Origin of the sequence: Novosphingobium sp., assembly GCF_965214355.1 — a bacterium.
GTDB lineage: Bacteria > Pseudomonadota > Alphaproteobacteria > Sphingomonadales > Sphingomonadaceae > Novosphingobium.
On record NZ_CBDCBI010000002.1, the window covers coordinates 1617703 to 1637077 of the forward strand.

The 19375-nt window shown below is 64.0% G+C and carries 19 protein-coding genes; 12 read left to right on the forward strand and 7 right to left on the reverse strand.

Going from position 1 to position 19375, the window contains the following annotated elements; all coding sequences use genetic code 11:
- Nucleotides 1-166 precede the first annotated feature (166 nt).
- Complete coding sequence (gene cysS, locus ACOOE2_RS07915) at nucleotides 167-1624, forward strand: cysteine--tRNA ligase (RefSeq protein ID WP_420382472.1); 1458 nt, start codon at nucleotides 167-169, stop codon at nucleotides 1622-1624.
- 105 nt (nucleotides 1625-1729) lie between these two features.
- A complete protein-coding gene (locus ACOOE2_RS07920) occupies nucleotides 1730-2704 on the forward strand; it encodes a D-2-hydroxyacid dehydrogenase (RefSeq protein ID WP_420382473.1) in 975 nt (324 codons plus the stop codon).
- Here ACOOE2_RS07920 and ACOOE2_RS07925 read toward each other — a convergent pair.
- Complete coding sequence (locus ACOOE2_RS07925; RefSeq protein ID WP_420382474.1) at nucleotides 2701-3120, reverse strand: hypothetical protein; 420 nt, start codon at nucleotides 3118-3120, stop codon at nucleotides 2701-2703. The genes ACOOE2_RS07920 and ACOOE2_RS07925 overlap by 4 nt on opposite strands.
- 258 nt (nucleotides 3121-3378) lie before the next feature.
- Between ACOOE2_RS07925 and ACOOE2_RS07930 the strand changes: the two genes are divergently transcribed.
- On the forward strand, nucleotides 3379-4059 hold the full coding sequence (locus tag ACOOE2_RS07930) for a S24 family peptidase (RefSeq protein ID WP_420382475.1): 681 nt from the start codon (nucleotides 3379-3381) through the stop codon (nucleotides 4057-4059).
- 41 nt (nucleotides 4060-4100) lie between these two features.
- On the forward strand, nucleotides 4101-4769 hold the full coding sequence (locus ACOOE2_RS07935; protein WP_420382476.1) for an MBL fold metallo-hydrolase: 669 nt from the start codon (nucleotides 4101-4103) through the stop codon (nucleotides 4767-4769).
- A gap of 48 nt (nucleotides 4770-4817) precedes the next feature.
- On the opposite strand, the gene ACOOE2_RS07940 is transcribed toward ACOOE2_RS07935, so the two are convergent.
- Nucleotides 4818-5210: an MAPEG family protein gene (locus ACOOE2_RS07940; protein WP_420382477.1), complete on the reverse strand. Its 393-nt coding sequence runs from the start codon at nucleotides 5208-5210 to the stop codon at nucleotides 4818-4820.
- Nucleotides 5211-5455: 245 nt separating this feature from the next.
- Between ACOOE2_RS07940 and rpmF the strand changes: the two genes are divergently transcribed.
- The 5 genes from rpmF (at nucleotide 5456) to ACOOE2_RS07965 (ending at nucleotide 8834) form a co-directional block, all read left to right on the forward strand.
- Nucleotides 5456-5635, forward strand: coding sequence for a 50S ribosomal protein L32 (rpmF, locus tag ACOOE2_RS07945; protein ID WP_420382478.1), 180 nt, complete (start codon nucleotides 5456-5458; stop codon nucleotides 5633-5635).
- Between the two features lie 203 nt (nucleotides 5636-5838).
- Nucleotides 5839-6945: a phosphate acyltransferase PlsX gene (gene plsX, locus ACOOE2_RS07950; protein ID WP_420382479.1), complete on the forward strand. Its 1107-nt coding sequence runs from the start codon at nucleotides 5839-5841 to the stop codon at nucleotides 6943-6945.
- On the forward strand, nucleotides 6942-7931 hold the full coding sequence (locus ACOOE2_RS07955; RefSeq protein ID WP_420382480.1) for a beta-ketoacyl-ACP synthase III: 990 nt from the start codon (nucleotides 6942-6944) through the stop codon (nucleotides 7929-7931). Before plsX ends, ACOOE2_RS07955 begins: the two co-directional genes overlap by 4 nt.
- Nucleotides 7932-8068: 137 nt before the next feature.
- Nucleotides 8069-8368 carry an integration host factor subunit alpha gene (locus ACOOE2_RS07960; protein ID WP_420382481.1) on the forward strand — a complete coding sequence of 100 codons (300 nt, stop codon included), beginning with the start codon at nucleotides 8069-8071 and terminating at the stop codon, nucleotides 8366-8368.
- Nucleotides 8369-8378: 10 nt separating this feature from the next.
- Nucleotides 8379-8834, forward strand: a complete 456-nt coding sequence (locus ACOOE2_RS07965) for a MerR family transcriptional regulator (RefSeq protein WP_420382482.1) — start codon at nucleotides 8379-8381, stop codon at nucleotides 8832-8834.
- A 29-nt stretch (nucleotides 8835-8863) separates the two neighbouring features.
- Here the strand turns inward: ACOOE2_RS07965 and ACOOE2_RS07970 are convergent, their stop codons facing one another.
- From ACOOE2_RS07970 to ACOOE2_RS07980, 3 genes are read right to left on the reverse strand one after another with little or no spacing between them, the layout of a single operon-like run.
- The gene (locus ACOOE2_RS07970; protein WP_420382483.1) at nucleotides 8864-10261 is read right to left on the reverse strand and encodes a peptide MFS transporter; all 1398 of its coding nucleotides are present in this window, start codon (nucleotides 10259-10261) and stop codon (nucleotides 8864-8866) included.
- 2 nt (nucleotides 10262-10263) lie between these two features.
- A complete protein-coding gene (locus tag ACOOE2_RS07975; protein ID WP_420384575.1) occupies nucleotides 10264-10809 on the reverse strand; it encodes a SixA phosphatase family protein in 546 nt (181 codons plus the stop codon).
- On the reverse strand, nucleotides 10806-13610 hold the full coding sequence (locus tag ACOOE2_RS07980; protein WP_420382484.1) for an ATP-dependent DNA helicase: 2805 nt from the start codon (nucleotides 13608-13610) through the stop codon (nucleotides 10806-10808). Before ACOOE2_RS07980 ends, ACOOE2_RS07975 begins: the two co-directional genes overlap by 4 nt.
- 90 nt (nucleotides 13611-13700) lie before the next feature.
- Here ACOOE2_RS07980 and ACOOE2_RS07985 point away from each other — a divergent pair, with 90 nt between their 5' ends.
- Together ACOOE2_RS07985 and ACOOE2_RS07990 are read left to right on the forward strand one after the other, a co-directional pair.
- A complete protein-coding gene (locus ACOOE2_RS07985; protein ID WP_420382485.1) occupies nucleotides 13701-14273 on the forward strand; it encodes a phosphoribosyltransferase in 573 nt (190 codons plus the stop codon).
- 254 nt (nucleotides 14274-14527) lie between these two features.
- Entirely contained in the window at nucleotides 14528-16183 is a 1656-nt protein-coding gene (locus tag ACOOE2_RS07990; RefSeq protein ID WP_420382486.1) for a lysine--tRNA ligase, read from the forward strand.
- Between the two features lie 25 nt (nucleotides 16184-16208).
- On the opposite strand, the gene ACOOE2_RS07995 is transcribed toward ACOOE2_RS07990, so the two are convergent.
- Together ACOOE2_RS07995 and ACOOE2_RS08000 are read right to left on the reverse strand one after the other, a co-directional pair.
- A complete protein-coding gene (locus tag ACOOE2_RS07995; protein WP_420382487.1) occupies nucleotides 16209-16331 on the reverse strand; it encodes a hypothetical protein in 123 nt (40 codons plus the stop codon).
- A 67-nt stretch (nucleotides 16332-16398) separates the two neighbouring features.
- A complete protein-coding gene (locus tag ACOOE2_RS08000; protein WP_420382488.1) occupies nucleotides 16399-18540 on the reverse strand; it encodes a TonB-dependent receptor in 2142 nt (713 codons plus the stop codon).
- Nucleotides 18541-18779: 239 nt separating this feature from the next.
- On the opposite strand from ACOOE2_RS08000, the gene nikR reads away from it, so the two are divergent.
- Nucleotides 18780-19253: a nickel-responsive transcriptional regulator NikR gene (nikR, locus tag ACOOE2_RS08005; RefSeq protein WP_420382489.1), complete on the forward strand. Its 474-nt coding sequence runs from the start codon at nucleotides 18780-18782 to the stop codon at nucleotides 19251-19253.
- Nucleotides 19254-19375 lie beyond the last annotated feature (122 nt).

The following is a 19375-nucleotide window of genomic DNA, read 5'->3' on the forward strand; positions in this document are numbered from 1 at the left end:
TCCCGCGGACGCGGGAATCCAGGCTAGGCGCAATGCGGTGAGGCTAGCGAGTGAGCGATACGTCGCCACTGGATTCCCGCGTTCGCGGGAATGACGAAGAGGGGGTGTGGCCGGGGTTATATCCCGCTCTTGACGCCGCGCCCTACCCCAAGGCAATGCCGCACCCATGACCGCCGCAACTCCGCTCGTGCTGTTCAACAGCCTGACCCGCCAGCTCGAACCGTTCGAGCCCGTCCATCCGGGCGAGGCGCGCGTCTATACCTGCGGGCCGACGGTCTACAACTATCCGCATATCGGCAACATGCGCGCCTATGTGTTTGCCGATGTGCTGGGCCGCGCGCTCAGCCACAAGGGCTATGCGCTGACGCATGTGATCAACATCACCGACGTTGGCCATCTGACCGATGATGCCGATGACGGCGAAGACAAGATGGAGCGTGCCGCCGCCGCGCGCGCGCAGTCGATCTGGGACGTGTCGCGCCATTATACGCAGGCCTATTGGGACGATATCGCGGCGCTGAATATCCGCGCGCCGGCGCACTGGTCGATCGCGACCGACTACGTGCCGCAGATGCTCGCATTTGCGCAGACGATCGCGCCTGCGCATTGCTATGAATTGCCGAGCGGGCTGTATTTCGATGTCGGGTCGGTTGCGGATTACGGGCGGTTGGCGCGGGCGCAGACCGAAGAGGGTTCCGGGCGCATCGATGAGGTGGCGGGCAAGCGCCACCCGGCCGATTTTGCGATCTGGCGCAGGACTCCGGCGGGCGAAAGCCGGCAGATGGAATGGGATTCGCCGTGGGGCCGGGGCGCGCCGGGCTGGCATCTGGAATGCAGCGTGATGAGCGGACAGTTGCTCGGCTTTCCGTTCGATATCCACACCGGCGGGATCGATCATCGCGAAATCCACCACCCCAATGAAATCGCGCAGAACCAGGCGTTCTGCTGCACCGGTGGCCTCGATCTGCCGGCCAATTCGGGTGCGCGGATGTGGCTGCACAACAATTTCCTGGTCGAGCGATCTGGCAAGATGTCGAAAAGCTCGGGCGAATTCCTGCGCCTGCAACTGCTGATCGATCGCGGCTATCATCCGCTGGCCTATCGCCTGATGTGTTTGCAGGCGCAGTATCGCAGCGAGCTGGAATTCAGCTGGGACGGGCTCGGCGCGGCGCTGACGCGGCTGAAGCGGCTGGTCATGGCTGTCGGGCAATTGCGCGAACGGGCCGGCGACGGTGCAGGTCTGCTGGGGCCGCGCTTTGCCGATGTGCTGGCGCGGTTCGACGCGGCGATCAGCGACGATCTGAACACGCCGCTGGCGCTGACCGTGCTGGACGAGATCGTGGCGATGAAGAAGGTCGATCCGGGCGAGAAGCTGGCGGCGATCGGACTTGTGGACGCGGTGCTGGGGCTGGGCTTGTTGACGCTTGGCCGGGAGGCGTTGCGCTTGCGGCCCAAGGCGGCGGTGATGGATGACAGCGCGATTGCAGCGGTGCTCGATCAACGCCGCGCGGCGCGGGCGGACAAGGATTTTGCGCGGTCGGATGCGTTGCGCGACGAGCTTGCGCGGGCTGGGGTCGAAGTGATGGATGGCGATCCGCTTGGGTGGGACTGGACGCCGGGTTAAAAGCGGAGAAGAAGCTTTGGCCCGGATCAAGTCCGGGCAGACGAAAAAAACAGAAAACAAAAGAAAAAAAGAGAAAACGAAAGAGTTGAGGGCGGGACAGACGTGATGACTTCCACGACGGACAGCACCAATTCGCCAGCGCGCACTGTGGTCGTCGTCAATGCGATGGCCGTGCCGTTGTTGGCCGCGCGCGTGCCCGACTGGGTCGATCTGCGCGGCTTTGCCAGCACGGAACAGCTGATGCAGCTGGCGCCGCTGGCCGATATCGGCTGGTTCGACTTGCTCAAACCAGAGGGTATGCCGCCTGCCATCGTTGCCGCGACGCGGTTGCGCTGGCTCAATTCGATCTATGCCGGGGTGGATTTCTTTCCGCTCGATCTGCTAAAGCAACGCGGCGTGGTGCTGACCAACGGGACCGGGATCAATGCGATCACGATCGCCGAATATGTCGTGATGGGCATGCTGACGATCGCCAAGGGCTATCGTGAGGTGGTGCGCGCGCAGGACCGGCAGGAATGGCTGTTCGATTCGCCAGGCAAACGCGAATTGCATGGCAGCCGCGCGCTGATCCTGGGCGCGGGCGAAATAGGCAGCCGTGTCGCGCGAATGCTCGCCGGGTTCGATGTCGAGGCGACGTTGGTGCGCCGCAGCCCCGCGCCGGGCTGTATCGGGCCCGATGCGTGGCGGGCGCGGCTGGGCGAATTCGACTGGGTGATCCTGGCCGTGCCGTCGACGCCCGGTACGGTGGGAATGATCGGCACGTCCGAACTGGCGGCGATGAAGCGCGACGCGGTGCTGATCAATGTCGCGCGCGGCAGCGTGGTCGATCAGGATGCGCTGATCGCCGCGCTGGAGGCAAAGGCACTTGGCGGTGCGTTTCTCGATGTCTGTACGCCAGAGCCTCTGCCGGCCGGGCATCCGCTGTGGTCGGTGCCCGGTGCCCACGTCACGATGCATCTGTCGGGGCGCGCGCAGGACCAGATGTTCATGCGCGCAGTCGAGCGGTTTCTTGCCAATCTCGACCGCTGGCACCGGGGCGAGCCTGTCGCCCCGATGGTGGACCTGACAGCCGGGTATTAGGCCTGGTCGAGCAGCAGGACGCTGACCTCGATTTCGGCCTCGGGCTGGGGCAGCAGTGTCTGCGTAAAGCGGGTGACGGTGATTTCGGCGATCAGCGCGCCCATGATCGCGACTTCGTCGTCGCTGATCGCCAAAGTCAGCGTTTCGGCATCGGCGACCGCTTCGGTGCCCTGAAACCGCAGCACAAAGGTGTGGCGCGCGCCGGTGAAGGTCGCGCTGGCCCATTGGGTTTCGCCGTGGCGGACAAGGCGCGCGAGCGGACCGGCCAGATCGAACAGCGCCTGCGCCAGACGCTGGCCCGGGGTGACGCGCGGGCGGTGACCGGGGCGGTGTGCGTGCCGTTCGCTGTGATGCGGGGCGGGGCGGGTTTCGTCGGAATTGCGCCACATGGCCGAGGTGCTCCTTGCTATGTTCATGAAATGTTCTCCTAAAGATGTCAGCTTGGCGGAGGCGCTTTGAGTGCGCCGCGGTGGTGCGGGAATTGGATCGCGGTTTGGGGCAGCGGCTTGGGCAGTCGGCGCGCGCGCTGGAAGGCTTGGGGACATGGCTGGGCTCCTTCGATTCGGCGTAAGATATTTCCTAGATTGACATAAAAATATCTACCGTCTAGGAAAAATCCTTCGAGATTGGGGTGAGGAATCGTCAACCATGGTTCTGGTACGATCCGTTCCGAGATGGTGATCACCGACACTACCGAGGCCGACGTGCGCGATCGGTTGATGGCGCTGGCAACGGGCCGGGGGGTCAGCCTGTCGGCGCTGTCGGCCATGCTGGGGCGCAATGCGGCGTATCTGCAGCAGTTCGTGCGCAAGGGATCGCCGCGCAAGCTCGAGGAAACCGACCGGCGCACGCTCGCGACGTTTTTCGGCGTCGATGAGGCCGAACTGGGCGCGCCCGGTGCGCCGGTGGTGGCGACGGCCACGATCCGGCCGGGGGCCCGCATGTCTTCGGCTGAGTGGGTCGATATTCCGCGCCTGGCGCTCGGCGCTTCGGCGGGGCCGGGGGCGGTGGCGGCCGATGAGGACGCAGGCGAGCGGTTCCGGTTTCGGCAGCAGTGGCTGCGCAAGCTGGGGCTCGATCCGGCGCAACTGTCGGTGATCGAGGTCACCGGCGATTCGATGGAGCCGACGTTGCGCGATGGCGACGAGATCTTGGTCGACCGGTCGCAGCGGCCGTGGCGCGACGGCATCCATGTCGTGCGGATCGACGATGTGTTGCTGGTCAAGCGGCTGGAGCAGGGCGCGGCGGGCATGATCGGGGTGATCAGCGACAATCCTGCCTATCCGCGCAGCGTGCGCGCGCATGCGGATGTGACGATCGTCGGGCGCGTCGTGTGGAAGGGCGGCCGGATCTGATGGCCTTGCGCTCGCGCACGTGTCGCCTCATCTAGGGCGCGATGACCGAACCGCAACAGCCTCCGCTCAAAGTCGCCATCCTGCCTGTCACCCCGCTGCAGCAGAACTGCACGCTGGTGTGGTGCACCAAAACCATGCGCGGCGCGTTTGTCGATGCCGGCGGTGATCTGCCGTTGTTGCGCCAGGCGATCGCCAAGACCGGGGTGACGATCGAGAAGCTGCTCGTGACGCATGGCCATATCGACCATTGCGGCGGAACTCATGCGTTTGCGCGCGAACTGGGCGTGCCGATCGAGGGACCGGAGGAGGCCGACCGCTACTGGATCGCCAAGCTGGACGAAGACGGCGCGCGCTATGGCATTCCGGGCGAAGTGTTCGAGCCCGATCGCTGGCTGCACGACGGCGATACTGTGACGATCGGCGAATGCGTGCTCGATGTCGTGCATTGCCCCGGGCACACGCCGGGGCATGTTGTATTTTTCCACGCGCCGTCGCGCTTTGCCATCGTGGGAGACGTTATTTTCCAGGGGTCGATCGGACGGACTGATTTTCCGCTCGGCAATCACCAGCAATTGCTCGATTCGATAACGCAGAAATTATGGCCGCTGGGCAGCGATGTGACGTTCGTGCCGGGGCATGGCGCGGTGAGCACGTTCGGACGCGAGCGGCAAACCAATGCGTATGTCGCAGACGATGTGCTGGCGGGGTAGGCGGGGTAGGCGGGGTCACGCTTCTCCTCGGTATGACGAAGGGAAGCGTTATTTCAGGACCGCAATCACCACCGCCCACAGGCCCAGGCCCAGCAGCGTCAGCATCGTGGTCAGCGTGCCGACCATGCGGCCTTGGCCAAGCGTACCGCCATCCATGCCCACGCCATGCGCCACGCGGCCCAGGATGAACACACCGGCGATGATTGCCAGCCACAGGTTCATCGGGCGCGCGGCCTCGATCACAGCGATCAGGATCAGCGCAATCGGGGTGTTCTCGATGAAATTGGCCTGCGCGCGCATGCGGCGCATCAGGCTTTCGTCGCCGCCATCGCCGACCGACACTTTTTTCGCCGCGCGCAGCGAGCCGATGCGGATCGACAGCCACAGGTTGATCAGCGCGGCAGCACCCGCCGCGGCGAGCGAAATCGGCAAAATCATCATCGTATAATCCCCCATGGCCGGCGCACGCTCTGGTGCGGCGACGTCTTGTGCGTCATCTATCGCAGGCCGTCTTGCAAATCATCTGAAATTGCGTATAGGCCCCCTTCGCCCGCGATTGGTACCAGTCGGTTCGGCCCCTCCTGTGTGCCATCATGCAATTTGGTTCGCGGGGGTTGTCTGGCTGTCCGGTTTTGCCTATCGCGCCGTAATCCGTAAACTTTGATCAATCAGGAACAGGTGCCGAAATGGCCGTCCCAAAGCGAAAAACATCGCCCTCCCGCCGTGGGATGCGTCGCAGCCACGATGCGCTGAAGGTTGAAGCCTTCCACGAGTGCTCGAACTGTGGCGAGCTGAAGCGTCCGCATTGCCTGTGCAATGCTTGCGGCCATTACAATGGTCGTGAAGTGATCGCGATCGGCGCCTGATACGGGGCTTCGCGCGCCGGGGTGATTCGGCGTGCGCAGGACTTTGAACGACGGCGTGGGTCGCAAGGGCCGGGCCGTCAGTTCTTCGCAAAGTGCATCTTCGCTAAATACCGGCGTGCATTGCCGGATCTGCCCGCAAGCAGATATTGTGTCACACAATATCGTTATGACCGGCAGACCGATCGCGTCAGAGGGGACCTTGGATGAGCCTGCCGCGTATCGCCATTGACGCGATGGGCGGCGATGAAGGGCTCAGCGTAATGGTCGCCGGCGCGGCGCTGGCGCTGGACGCCGATCCACGCCTGACATTCCTGATGGTGGGCGACGAGCCCCGCGTGGCCGAAACCATGGCCCGCTATCCCGCGCTGGTCGCGCGGACGCAGATCCGTCATGCCCCCGATGTCGTCACCGGCGATGAAAAGCCGACGCAGGCGTTGCGCCGCGCGCGTACGACATCGATGGGGCTGGCGATCGATGCGGTAAAGCAGGGTGATGCCGGTGCTGCAGTCAGCGCGGGCAACACCGGCGCGCTGATGGCGATGGCCAAAGTGTCGCTGCGCACGTTGCCCGGCATCGACCGGCCGGCGCTGGCGGCATTGGTGCCAACGCTTGGCGACCACGACCTGGTCATGCTCGACCTGGGCGCCAATACGACATGCGACGCGCGCAATCTGGTGCAGTTTGCGATCATGGGGGCGGCCTATGCGCGAATCGCCAATGGCCTGGCCAGCCCGCGCGTACGCCTGCTCAATATCGGCAGCGAGGAAACCAAGGGCACCGAAGATCTGCGCGATGCGGCGGCCTTGCTCAAGGATGTCGATGCCGCGCTGGCGCTGACCTTCGACGGTTTTATCGAGGCGGACAAGATCAGCCGGGGCGATGTCGATGTCGTCGTGACCGACGGATTTTCGGGCAATATCGCGCTGAAGGCGATGGAGGGCGCGGCGCGGTTCGTCACCGACCTGCTGCGGCGCAGTTTTTCCAGCTCGCTGCGGTCGAAATTCGGCTTCCTGATTTCGCGCCCGGCTACCGAATTGCTCCGCAACCGGCTCGACCCCAACAATCACAATGGCGCGCTGTTCGTCGGGCTGAACGGGGTCGTCGTCAAAAGCCATGGCAGTGCCAGCCCGCGCGGCGTGGCCCATGCGATCGAAATTACCGCGCGGCTGCTGTCGGAAAACCTGACCGAGCGCATCGCCGCCGATCTGGCCGATGTCGGCGCGGAAAAAATCCAGATGGCGGTGCGGTCGGCCAGAACCAGTCAGCCAGCCGAAGCGACAGATCTGGCCAATTCGGAGAGAGATGCATGAGCGGCCAACGCGTGCGGCGTTCGGTTATTCGCGGCAGTGGCTCCGCTTTGCCCGAAACCTGTGTGACCAATGCCGAACTGGCGAAGCGCGTGGATACGACCGACGAATGGATCGTCGAACGCACCGGTATCCGCGCACGCTACATCGCCAACGCGTCCGAAACGACAAGCTCGCTGGCGACTCTGGCGGCGCAGCGCGCGATCGCGGCGGCCGGGATTGCTGCATCGGATATCGACCTGATCATTGTGGCGACCGCGACGCCCGATCAGACATTTCCCGCCTGTGCCACGATCGTGCAGCACAATCTGGGCTGTAATGGCGGGATTGCGTTCGATGTCGCCGCAGTGTGTTCGGGGTTTCTCTATGCGATGACCACGGCCGATGCTTTGCTGCGCGGCGGCAATGCGCGCCGCGCACTGGTGATCGGCGCCGAGACGTTCAGCCGCATTCTCGATTGGGACGATCGCACGACATGCGTGCTGTTTGGCGATGGCGCCGGCGCGCTGGTGCTTGAAGCGGTCGATGGCGATGCCGATGACATGGCCGCACCGGGCATCATCGCGACACGGCTGCACGCCGATGGCGCGTACAACGACATGCTGTATGTCGATGGCGGTCCGTCGACCACGCAGACTGTGGGAAAACTGCGCATGAAGGGCCGCGAGGTGTTTCGCCATGCCGTCGTGAACCTGGCCAGCGTCCTGGCCGAAGTGCTGGCGGTGGCCGGAATGACGTCGGCCGACCTCGACTGGGTCGTGCCACACCAGGCGAATTACCGCATTCTGGATGCCACCGCGCGCAAGCTGTCGCTGCCGGCCGAAAAGGTGATCGTCACGGTCGATCATCATGCCAACACCAGCGCTGCCTCGGTTCCGCTCGCCTATGACGAAGCTGTGCGCGACGGCCGGATCAGGCCGGGCCATATGGTCATGTTCGAGGCGATGGGCGGCGGGTTCACGTGGGGCGCGGTGCTCGCGCGCGTCTGATTTCGGTACATTTCGCCCCTGTGCGTGGTAAAAAAGGGCGCGGTGGGTAGGGCGCGTAACGCATTGCCATTGCCCGAAAACCCGTTATTCCTGTAATGGGGCAATGGTAAACTGATACAATTAGGGGGGAGTATCTGATGCGGTCAGTTGGGACTTTGACGCGAGCGGATCTGGCCGAAGGCATCAATCGCCGGGTGGGTCTGTCGCGTGCTGAATCGCTGGATATGGTCGAAAGTATTCTTCATCATCTGTGCCACGCGCTGGCCGAGGGTGAAAATGTCAAGATTTCGGGTTTCGGCACATTCCTGCTGCGCGACAAGGCCGAACGGGTCGGTCGCAATCCCAAGACCGGCATCGAAGTGCCGATCACGCCACGCCGCGTCCTAACGTTCCGCGCCAGCCAGATGCTGAAGGACAGAATTTGCGCGGGCGATTGAACCCTTCTGCATGAACGATCCGGCTGATCCCGGAACAAGCCCGCGCAAACGTGCGGCGCAGGGCAGGCAGGTGCCGGGGGCGGGGCCGGACGGCACGTTCCGGGATGGCAAGCACGTCGATGCGCTGCGCACGATTGGCGAAGTCGCGCAAGCGCTCGGGCTGCGCCAGCATGTGTTGCGCTATTGGGAAGAACAGTTTCCGATGTTGCGCCCGCTGACGCGCGCGGGCGGGCGACGCTATTACCGGCCCGAGGATATCGCGCTGCTGCGCCGGATCAACGGGCTGGTGCACGGGCAGGGATACACCATCCGCGGCGCGCGTCTGGCGCTGATGGCGCCGGCGGCGGTTGATTTGGCTGTGGACAGCGACGAGCCCGAAATGGCGATTGTCACCGCAATGGCTGTGTTGCGCGCACACTTGAGCGCGATCCAGGCGCGTTTGGCGGCCGCACTGGCGGATTCATGAAATGGGGTAAGCCCCTTCCTTGAAGGGGGCTAAGCGAGCAGGCGCCGCGCCAAGGTTACCTTGAACAGCGCAAACGCCACCAGGCCGACCCCGGCACTGGCGACATGCAGCAGCCAGAACTGCGGCGTGGACATCGAGGAATACCAGCCGCCGACCACGCCCACGATCTTGTTCGCCGCGAAAAATGCCAGGTAATAGATCCCGGTGATCGTCGCGTTCATCGCGCGCGGCGCCAACCGGGTGAACAGCGCCAGGCTGACCGGCAGGATGTGCGCAAAGCCGATCGAGTTGAACAGGTGGAACATCACCGGCCAGAACAGCCCGATCTTGCCCGGGCCGGCATGGGCAGCGGCAAACCACAGGCACAACCCGCCCAGCATCGAAAACACGCTGCCGATCATCATCTTGCCCAGTTCGTCAGGCTCGGTCCCAGTGCGCTCCAGGCGCCATTTCCAGAACGCCGCCACCACGATCAGCATCGAGAAACTGAGCGTGGCATCGATCGTGATCATCCAGCTGGTCGGGAGTGTCTGGCCATTGAAGGTCAGCTGAAACGCCGCATCCGCCCAGACGAGATAGGCGTTGAAAATCTCCTGGTTGGTCAGCAGCGCGACCGCCATGACCGGTACCAGCAGGCAGATCCCGAGGATCCGCGCGCCATCGCCCGGCGCCAGCGCGGCGCGCAGGGCGGTGCTGCCGGCAACACGCACATCGGCCGGGCGGACATCGGCCGGCAGCCAAGGCCGCGCCGCCAGGTAGATCAGCAATCCGGCGACCATGACCACGCCGGCGCAGCCAAAGCCCCAGTGCCAGCCATACCGTTCGCCCAGGGTGCCCGAAATCAGCGGCGCGGCGACCACGCTGATATTGATCGCGATGTAGAAAATCTGGAACGCCATTGCGCGGCGCAGATCGCCGGGGCGGTACAATTCGCCGACCTGGCTGGCGATATTGCCCTTGAACAGGCCCACCCCAGCGACCAGCGCGACCAGCGCAAACAGAAACGCGCCTTCGATCGCCAGCAGGAAATGGCCCAGCGCCATGATCAGCCCGCCCGCGATCAGCGTCGCGCGCCGGCCCAGCCAGCGGTCGGCGACAAACCCGCCAAGGATCGGCGTCAGATACACCAGCGCGGTGTAATCGCCGAATATTGCCGAAGCGAGCGGCTGCGCGTCTTTGTGATACCAATGCTCCGCCAGCCAGCCCAGGCCTGCAACATGTGCCATATGATCGGGCAACAACAGGTACTTGACCATATACAGCGTCAGCAGCGTCTGCATCGAATAGTACGAAAACCGCTCGCACCCTTCGACCACCGCCAGATAGCCCAGGCCCTTGGGATGGCCCAGGAATGCGCGGTCGTGCGCGGCGAGGTGCGCCAACTCGGGCGCGTCATCGAGTTCGGGCGTGGCTTCGGCAATGGTCATGATCAATCCATCAATTCGGGGCCCAGGGTCGGATCGAGATCGCGCGGGCGAGTCAATTGCGTAAGGCGCGCGCAGCCGGGGGCAAGCTCTGCCCAGCGGTCGATCGCGCATTCGAGCACGGCAAATGTCGCGGTCGGGAATTTCTGCTCGACGATTTCGCGCAGAGGACTGCTGCCATCATCGGGCACGAGGTCGAAGATCAGGTCTTCGAGGCTTGGATTGTGGCCGACCATCAACAGGTTGCCCGGATTGCCGGTAATGTCGCGCAGCAAGTCCATCAATGTCGCCGAGCTTGCGAGATATATCCGCCGGTCCCATTCGATCGGGAATGTCCGGCCCCAGGCCTGACTGGCGATCTCCATCGTTTCGGCCACGCGCACCGCGGGCGAGGCGATGATCCGGTCGAACCGCCAGCCGCCGCCCTGCACATGGCGGCCCATCGCCAAAGCGCCGCGTTGGCCGCGCGCATTCAGCGGGCGATCGAAATCGCGCGCCCGCGCATCGGACCAGTCGGATTTGGCATGGCGGATCAGCGCGAGCGTTTTCAGGCAGGGTCCCCGGATACAGCAGGCGCGATGGCGCCCGCGACAGGCCCAGAAACACTGGCGACGATGCTTTGTAAAGCCGCATCAAGCGTCACCCGGCGCACCGGCGTGCCCGCCGGAAACGCGGAAATCAGCCGCGACGGAAATGCCGACGACAGCACGACGAATGTGCCCCGGTCGGCATCCGAGCGGATCAGGCGGCCAAAGGCCTGCGCCAGGCGCGCGCGAATGATCGCATCGTCATACGCCTGTCCGCCACCCGCCAGCCGCCGCGCGCGGTGCAGGATCGACGGTTTGGGCCAGGGCACCTGTTCCATCATCACCAGCCGCAACGAATCACCGGGCACATCGACCCCGTCGCGCAGGGCGTCGGTGCCCAGCAGCGAAGCGCGCGGATCGTCGCGGAATATATCCACCAGCGTGCCGGTGTCGATCGGATCGACATGTTGCGCATACAGCGGCAGCCCGGCGCGCGCGAGCCGGTCGACAATGCGGCCATGGACGCCGCGCAAGCGGCGGATCGCGGTGAACAGCCCCAGCGCGCCGCCGCCCGAGGCCTCGATCAGGCGCGCATAGGCACCGGCCAGCGCAGCGATGTCACCGCGCGGCACATCGGTGACGATCAGCACTTGCGCCTGCGCGGCGTAATCGAACGGGCTGTTTACAGCAAAGCGCCGCGGCTCGATCGACAGATACCGTGCGCCGCTGCGCGCGACCGCGCCGGCCCAGTCGGGCTCTGCCCCTGCATCGATCGACCGGCGATCGCACAGCGTGGCGCTGGTCATCAATACGCCGTGCGCGGGCGCCAGCACGGTTGCGGCAAACGGTTTCATCGGATCGAGATGGCGCCGGTGCAGCCCGATATCCCATTCGCGCCCTTCGGAGCGATCGACCGCCAGCCAGTCGACGAAATCGGGATCGGCCGGGCCACCGAGGCGTGCCAGCAGCGCGATCCAGCCGCCCAGTGTGTCGCAGCGCCACTGGATCGACCCGCGCGCGCCCTCGATCCGCGCGCGCGCCGATCCATCGAGCCAGTCGGGCGGATCGGTCAGGATCGCTTCCAGCCGGGTGCCCAGGCGCACCAGCGGCTGGCGCAGCGCCTCGAGCGCATCGTGCGCGACACCGGCGGCGGAAATCGTCGCGGGATCGAGCCCGGCGGCCTCGGTCTCCAGGCCATAGCCCGCATCCTGGCCGCCGCTTTCATCGCGCGCGTGAACCACATCGCGCACCGCGGCGAGCAAGTGCTCGATCGGCCCGGTTGCCATGCCTTCGCCGATGCGCCCCAGCCAGCCGTCGCCGGGCAGCGCTTCGGCGGCTTCCCGCGCGCGGCTGATTGCGCGCCCGCCGTCCTCGTCATAGCTGGCGACATCGGCCAGCCGTGCGGCCAGGCCACGCCGGCGGCCACGCGACTTGCCTTCCGGCCCGATTACCCAGCGGCGCAGTTCGATCGTTTCGGCGCCGGTCAGCGCGGCGGCAAAGGTCGAATCGGCGGCATCGAACACATGATGCCCTTCGTCGAACACGATCCGCGTCGGCTGGCCCCCCGTTTCGCGGCCGCGCGCCGCGTTGATCATCACCAGCGCGTGGTTGGCGATCACCAGGTCGGCCTCTGCCGAGGCGCGGCTCGCGCGTTCGATGAAGCATTTGCGGTAATGCGGGCATGCGGCATAAATGCATTCGCCGCGCTGGTCGGTCAGCGCGGCCATGCCCCGGCGGCGGAACAGCGTGCCCAGCCAGCCGGGCAGATCGCCGCCGACCATGTCGCCATCCTGGCTATACGCCGCCCAGCGCGCGACCAGTTGCGCCATGATCGCCGGGCGGCCCTGGAACCCGCCCTGCAACGCGTCTTCCAGATTGAGCAGGCACAGGTAGTTTTCGCGGCCCTTGCGCACGACCACGTTGGCGCGTTCTCCTGTCGCGCGATCGGCGAACGCGCGGCGGCTTTCGCGGCGCAATTGGCGCTGCAGGGCCTTGGTATACGTCGAAACCCAGACCGTGCCGCCCGAGGCCGCGCTCCATAGCGACGCGGGTGCGAGGTAGCCAAGCGTCTTGCCGGTGCCGGTGCCGGCCTGCGCCAGCACGACATGCGGTTCGCGCGTGCGGCCACGCGGCGCAAAGGCGCGGCCTGCTTCCTGCGCAAACTGGCGCTGCGCCGGGCGGTCCTCTGCATCGCTGCCCGCAATCGTGGCCAGCCGCGTCGCGATCGCGTCGGGTTCGAGCACGACTTGCGCGGGCTGGGGCCGGGCGGGCGCTTCTTCCCATTCGGGCAGGCGGGTGAACAGCCAGCGTTCGGCGCGTTCGGGCCGGCGGATCGTCTGCACCAGATGCGGCGCCCACGGCCAGTGCAGGCGGATCATCGTCTGCAGCACGGTCCACGCGCCTTCGCGTTCCTGCCAGGCCGGCCGCGCGGTTTCGGCAATCAGCGCGGCGGCGGCGAGGCGCAGGAACGCGGGCACCGCCGCATCGCCCTGCGGCTCGGGCAGGTCGAGCACATGCGCCAGCCCGCGCGGGGTGGGCACCATGAACCGCGCCGGGAATATGAACGCGAACAGTTCGAGCAGATCGAGCCCCGCCAGATCGGGATAGCCCAGCCGGCTGGCCACCAGCGGCGCGTTCAGCACGATCAGCCCGGGCTCGGCGGCAGCGATGATCGCATCGCCCTTGCTGACCTGGCGCGCGAACGTATCGCCCCCCTGACCATGCGCTCGTCCATTATCGATCCAGCACCCGCCGTGGCTGGCATGCAGCGCCGGCAGGGCCAGCGGCAGGATCGGCTGGGCAGGGGGCAGGGACGATTCCATCATCCACCCGTCTGGCGTGCGGACCGCCGAATGTAAACGTCGCCGCCATGATCCGATGTTGCATCGCCGTCAGGCTTGTGGCCTTAGTTGCCGATGGAAAACGTCGCTGCTGCCATCGAAAAAGTCTGGCTGACTGCCGATCGCCTGCTCGAGGATTCGTTTCGGCTGGCCAATCTGATCGCCGACAGCGGGTTTGCGCCCACCCATATCGTCGGCATCTGGCGCGGCGGGGCGCCGGTTGGCATCGCGGTGCAGGAATTGCTGGAATATCGCGGGATCGAGGCCGACCATATCGCGATACGCACCAAATCCTACGCGGGGATCGACCGGCAGAATGCCGAAGTGCGCGTCTATTCGCTCGGCTATCTGGTCGATACGCTGTTGCCCGACGACCGGCTGGTGATCGTCGACGATGTGTTCGATTCCGGCCGCTCGATCGAGGCGACGCTGCAGGAGCTGCGGGCACGCTGCCGGCACAACACCCCGCGCGCAATCCGCATCGCCACCGTGTACTGGAAGCCCAAGCGCAACCAGACGGCGCTGCAACCCGATTACTATATCCACCAGACCGACGAATGGCTGGTGTTCCCGCACGAAATCTGCGGCCTAAGCGAAGAGGAAATCCGCGCGCATAAGCCCCAGGCGGGTTTGATTTTGCGCGCCTGAGCGCGCTTTGCGCCAACATTAAATTCGTCATCCCGGACCTGATCCGGGATTGTGCTTCTTCTTTGCTTCCGGTGCGGACATCGGTTGCGCCAAAAGAAGCACAATCCCGGATCAAGTCCGGGATGACGGAATGGTTTGAAGGTGGCGCCTTGGCCATCGCCTCTGGCGCCGGTTTTTTTGCTCGGAAACGTGGTCGGAGTCGGTGGCTCAGTCATCTCTTGCAAATCCGGGCGTAATCGCGTCTGGCCGGCGTCATGACCGACACCACCACCAAGCCCGCCCTTCTTCGCGACGATGCCGTTCACCAGGCGGCGCAGGTATCGAAATCCTGGCCGTTTGAAGAAGCGCGCAAAGTGCTGAAGCGCTATCCGCAGGGCAAGCGCGATGCGACAGGGGCGCTGGTGCCGGTGGTGTTCGAAACCGGCTATGGCCCCTCGGGCCTGCCGCATATCGGCACGTTTACCGAAGTGTTGCGCACGACGCTGGTGCGCCGCGCGTACGAGGAACTGACCCGCGACGCCGATGGCAATCCCGCACCGACGCGGCTGGTGGCGTTTTCGGATGACATGGACGGGTTGCGCAAAGTGCCCGACAATGTGCCCGACAAGGACATGCTGACGGCCAATCTGGGCAAGCCGCTGTCGCGCATTCCCGATCCGTTCGGCACGCATGCCAGCTTTGCCGCGCACAACAACGCGCTGCTGCGCGAATTTCTCGACCAGTTCGGGTTCGACTACGAGTTCGTCGCGGCGTCGGAGCGGTATGATGCGGGCGCGTTCGACGACGCGTTGAAAAACGTGCTGCGCCATTACGATGCGATCATGGCGATCATGCTGCCGACCTTGCGCGAGGAACGGCGCAAAACCTATTCGCCGGTTCTGCCGATTTCGCCCAAGACAGGCGTCGTGCTGCAGGTGCCGATCGAAGTGGTCGATGCCGATGCCGGCCTGATCCGCTTTACCGATGAGGATGGCACGGCGATCGAACACAGCGTGCTGGGCGGGCAAGCCAAGCTGCAATGGAAAGTCGACTGGGCGATGCGCTGGGTCGCGCTGGGCGTCGATTACGAAATGTTCGGCAAGGACCTGACCGACAGCGGCACGCAATCGGGCAAGATTGCGCAAGTGCTGGGCGGCCGGCGGCCCGATGGCCTGATCTACGAGCTGTTTCTCGACGAAAAGGGCGAAAAGATTTCGAAGTCGAAAGGCAATGGCCTGACGATCGAACAGTTCCTGGAATACGGCACCGAAGAGGCGATGGCGTTCTACCTGTTTCGCGAGCCCAAGAGCGCCAAGTCGCTGCATGTCGGGGTCATCCCGCGCGCGGCGGACGAATACTGGCAGTTTCGCGAAAAATTGTCCGCGCAGCCGGTCGAACAGCAGCTCGGCAATCCGGTGTGGCATCTGTTGCGCACCAATGGCTATCACGGCGGCGCGGGTGACAGCCTGCCGGTGACGTATGGCCTGTTGCTCAATCTGGTCGGCGTGCTGGGCGCGGGTGCCAGCCGCGATCAGGTGTGGTCGTACCTGGGCAACTATGTCGCCAATGCCGATGCGGCGGCCCACCCTGCGCTCGACGCGCTGGTGACCCGCGCGCTGGCATACAACCGCGATTTCATCGCGCCGACGTTGCAACGGCGCAAGCCGCAGCCCAACGAGGCGGCCGCGCTGGCCGCACTGGATGGAGCGCTTGCGGGCATGGCGCCCGATGCCGGAGCCGAAGCGTTCCAGACGGTCGTCTACGAAGTGGGCAAGACCGAAGCGTTCGGTTTTGAATCGTTGCGCGACTGGTTCAGGGCGCTTTACGAAACGCTGCTGGGATCAGCCCAGGGCCCGCGCATGGGCAGCTTCATCGCGCTGTATGGCCTGGCCAACACCCGCGCGCTGATCGCCGAGGCGCTGGGCGCATAGCCAAACTGGCTGTCCGGATAGCCCGTCAGGGCACGATCACGGGCAGCAGCGACAGAGTCTTGGCGTGTTGTGCAAGCCTGCGATCGAATGTCACGAATGCGCTGCAATCGGCTGATCGTGCAAGATGCAGGGCATCGGCGAAATCCATGCCCTGACTCAACCAGTCGAGCGCACAAACGCGTAGTGGATAGGCAGTATAGCTGACCTAATCGATTTTAGAAGCCAAGCGTGAATGACGCGCGGATCTCGCGCGGTTCCGAGGGATGGGTATGAATGTCGGCCACTCCGGCGACAGGCTCGCCGGGCAGGCGTGACACATAATAATAGTCGATGTCGCTCGACTTGTTATCGAGCAGATTGAAGACATTGACACCCAGCCGCGCGTGGTCCGAGATCCGATAGCCGAAATCGGCATAGAGCAGCGTTGTCGCTTTGGATTTTACGGTCCCGTCCTGCGTGAGTGGGCGAGGACCGAAATAGCGCAATCGCAGACCTGCGGAAAAACGCGATACCCGGCCGGGCAGATCGTGCAGCGCAATACCGCCGTCGAAGGTCGAGACCAGTGCCTCGGGCACATAATTTCCGTCCGGTTCGACATCGGTAAAGCGGGCATGGCTCCAGGCGTAATCGGCATCGATCGTCAGCCATTTCGTCGGTGTGTACCAGTTAGCAAATTCGACGCCGTAACGCGTCGTCGGGCCGCTTGGCGTGTTGGTTCCAGCGTCACCGTCCCACACCAGTTCGGATTGGAGGTGCAGCCGCCACAGCGACAACTCGCTGCGCAGATGCGGAATGCGCGTTGTACGCAGACCGATTTCCTCGCCGCTGGATCGCGGCAAGGCCGTGGCGGGATCGAGGTTCGAAGTGACTCCCCGTGCGTCGTTGGAATGAAAGCCGCGGCCGTAATCGAGATACAGTTCGGTCTTTTCCCAAGGGCCAAAGACGACGTTGACCTTTGGGCTGAAGATCTGGCGGTTTGCATTGCCGGAATTGCCTCCTGCCTTGTTGTCGACGTTCATCCAGAACGCATCGGCCCGCAGACCCACGATGGTCCGCAACCAGTCCGTCCAGTGAGTCTGGTTCTGGACATAGGGCGCGACGCTGGTTTCAACGATGTGGTTGACCGTTGTTGCGGAAAGCCTGATCCTGTCTTCGGTGTGATAGAGGCCGTTGTTGATAATGTCGCTGCGCACATCGAGGCCGAGCGTCGTGTCGGAAGGGCGCCCCAGGAGGGTGTGATGCCAATTCTGATCAAGATGACCGCCGATGATCCAGCGTTGATCCTGTTGCTCGATCTGATCGCCATGCACCGGATCGTCGAGGAAGTAGCTGAAGTTTGAAAACAGATTGAGATCATAATGCAGCACATAGGCGCTGGCATGCGTGGAACTGGCCTGGCCCGTATGGCGCCACGCTGCCGTCAGCGCGTAGCGCCCTGTATTTCCGCCATCCGACCCGTCGATTTCGCCATAGCGGGAGATCAGATCAGGCGCTGGCGGTGTCGGCGCACCGACCGGATCGGCCAGGCCGGCAATCGCGCGATCGGGCACCTGGTCGGTCGAATTCCAGATATTGTGATAGGCGGAGGCCGTAATCGACCAGCCATTGGCGGCGGTGCCGGACGCATAGCGCAGCAGGCCGTCGATCTTGCGCTCGTTGTCGCCTTTTACCCAGGGTCCGTCATTGTGTTCGACTTCGATTGCGTAGAGCAGATTGTCGGCGCCGATCGCCTGACTGTTCGCGATCAGTGCGCGCCCGTAGCCATACTGGCCGCCCTCGATTTGCGCGATACCGTGCGGCAGGCGATCGTAATAATGCAGGTCGAATGCGCCTGCCGAACCGAAATCGCCGACATCGGCATAATATGGCCCTTTCTTGTAATCGATCTTTTCCACCAGTTCGGGGATCAGGAAATTGAGATCGGCGTAGCCCTGGCCATGGGCGTGGCTGGGCATGTTGACGGGCACGCCATCGACGCTGACCGCCAGATCGGTGCCATGATCCAGATTGAACCCGCGCAGGAAATACTGGTTGGCTTTGCCGCTGCCGGAATGCTGGGTGATGATCACGCCTGGAATCTGCTCGACGACTTCGCCGGGTCGCAGCAGCGGACGCAGGGCGATATCGGCGGCACTCACCTCACCTTGATTGGCTGAGTCGGCAACCCCCGTCAGATCGGCACGCCGCCCGGTCACCATGATGGAATCAGTGAGATTATCGGGGTGCGGTTTGCTCTGCGTGCTGGTCGGGCGATTGCCGGATGTGCCATCGGACGGCAGGGCAGCTTGCTGGGCAAAGGCGCTTGTTGCAGAAGCCGCAGCGTATAGTGCGCACGTCGCCGCCATGAACCGTTTCATGCCAAAACCCCCCAATTGAACATTTGGTTTCCGCCTGAATGACGGCCCCGGATATTATACGATTGGCCCGACCTAAAAGTTTCATAACTTTTTAAAAAAAGTTAAGCACTCGTCACTTAAGTGGTTTATGAGAGATCCTGTCCCGTCTGCATGGCGGCAAGGATCCAGATCGCGAGAGCGGTGGTTTGATGTGGGCCTAGCTGTCATAGGTGATGCACAACATTACGAGGCATCGATCAATGCAACGGATCACCATATCACTGGACGACCCCCTGGCGGCAGCGCTCGACGCATTTCTTCAAAAGACCGGCTATCATAGTCGCTCGGAAGGGGTACGCGACCTCGTGCGCGAAGCGATGGGCCGAACAGCAAACGAGCAGGCGGTTCATGCCATCAGCGTTGCGAACCTGTCGTATATCTACAACCGTCGGGTCCGGTTGCTGGCGAGCCGGTTGTCAGACATGCAGCATGCGCATCACAATCTGATTGCATCGACCACGCTGGTCCATCTTGACCACGATTTCAGCCTGGAAAGCGTGATGCTTAAAGGTCCCACCCAATCGGTCCGGGATTTTGCCGACAAGGTGCGGGCCGAGCGAGGTGTCCTGTCTGCGATGCTGAACCTGGTTGGGGTTGAGGCCGGGGATCTCCATGAGCACGATCATGACCACTCGCATACCGGACAAAAACACCTGTCGCCCACTGTATCCTAGATTTGTGGATAGGCGTCGAAGCAGGACCCCCGCAAAAATCCGACACAATAATTGAAAATGTGCATCCCCCCTGGTTGCAGCGGGATCGACCTGGCCCAAGCCGGATGGCCGCAACAGCGAAT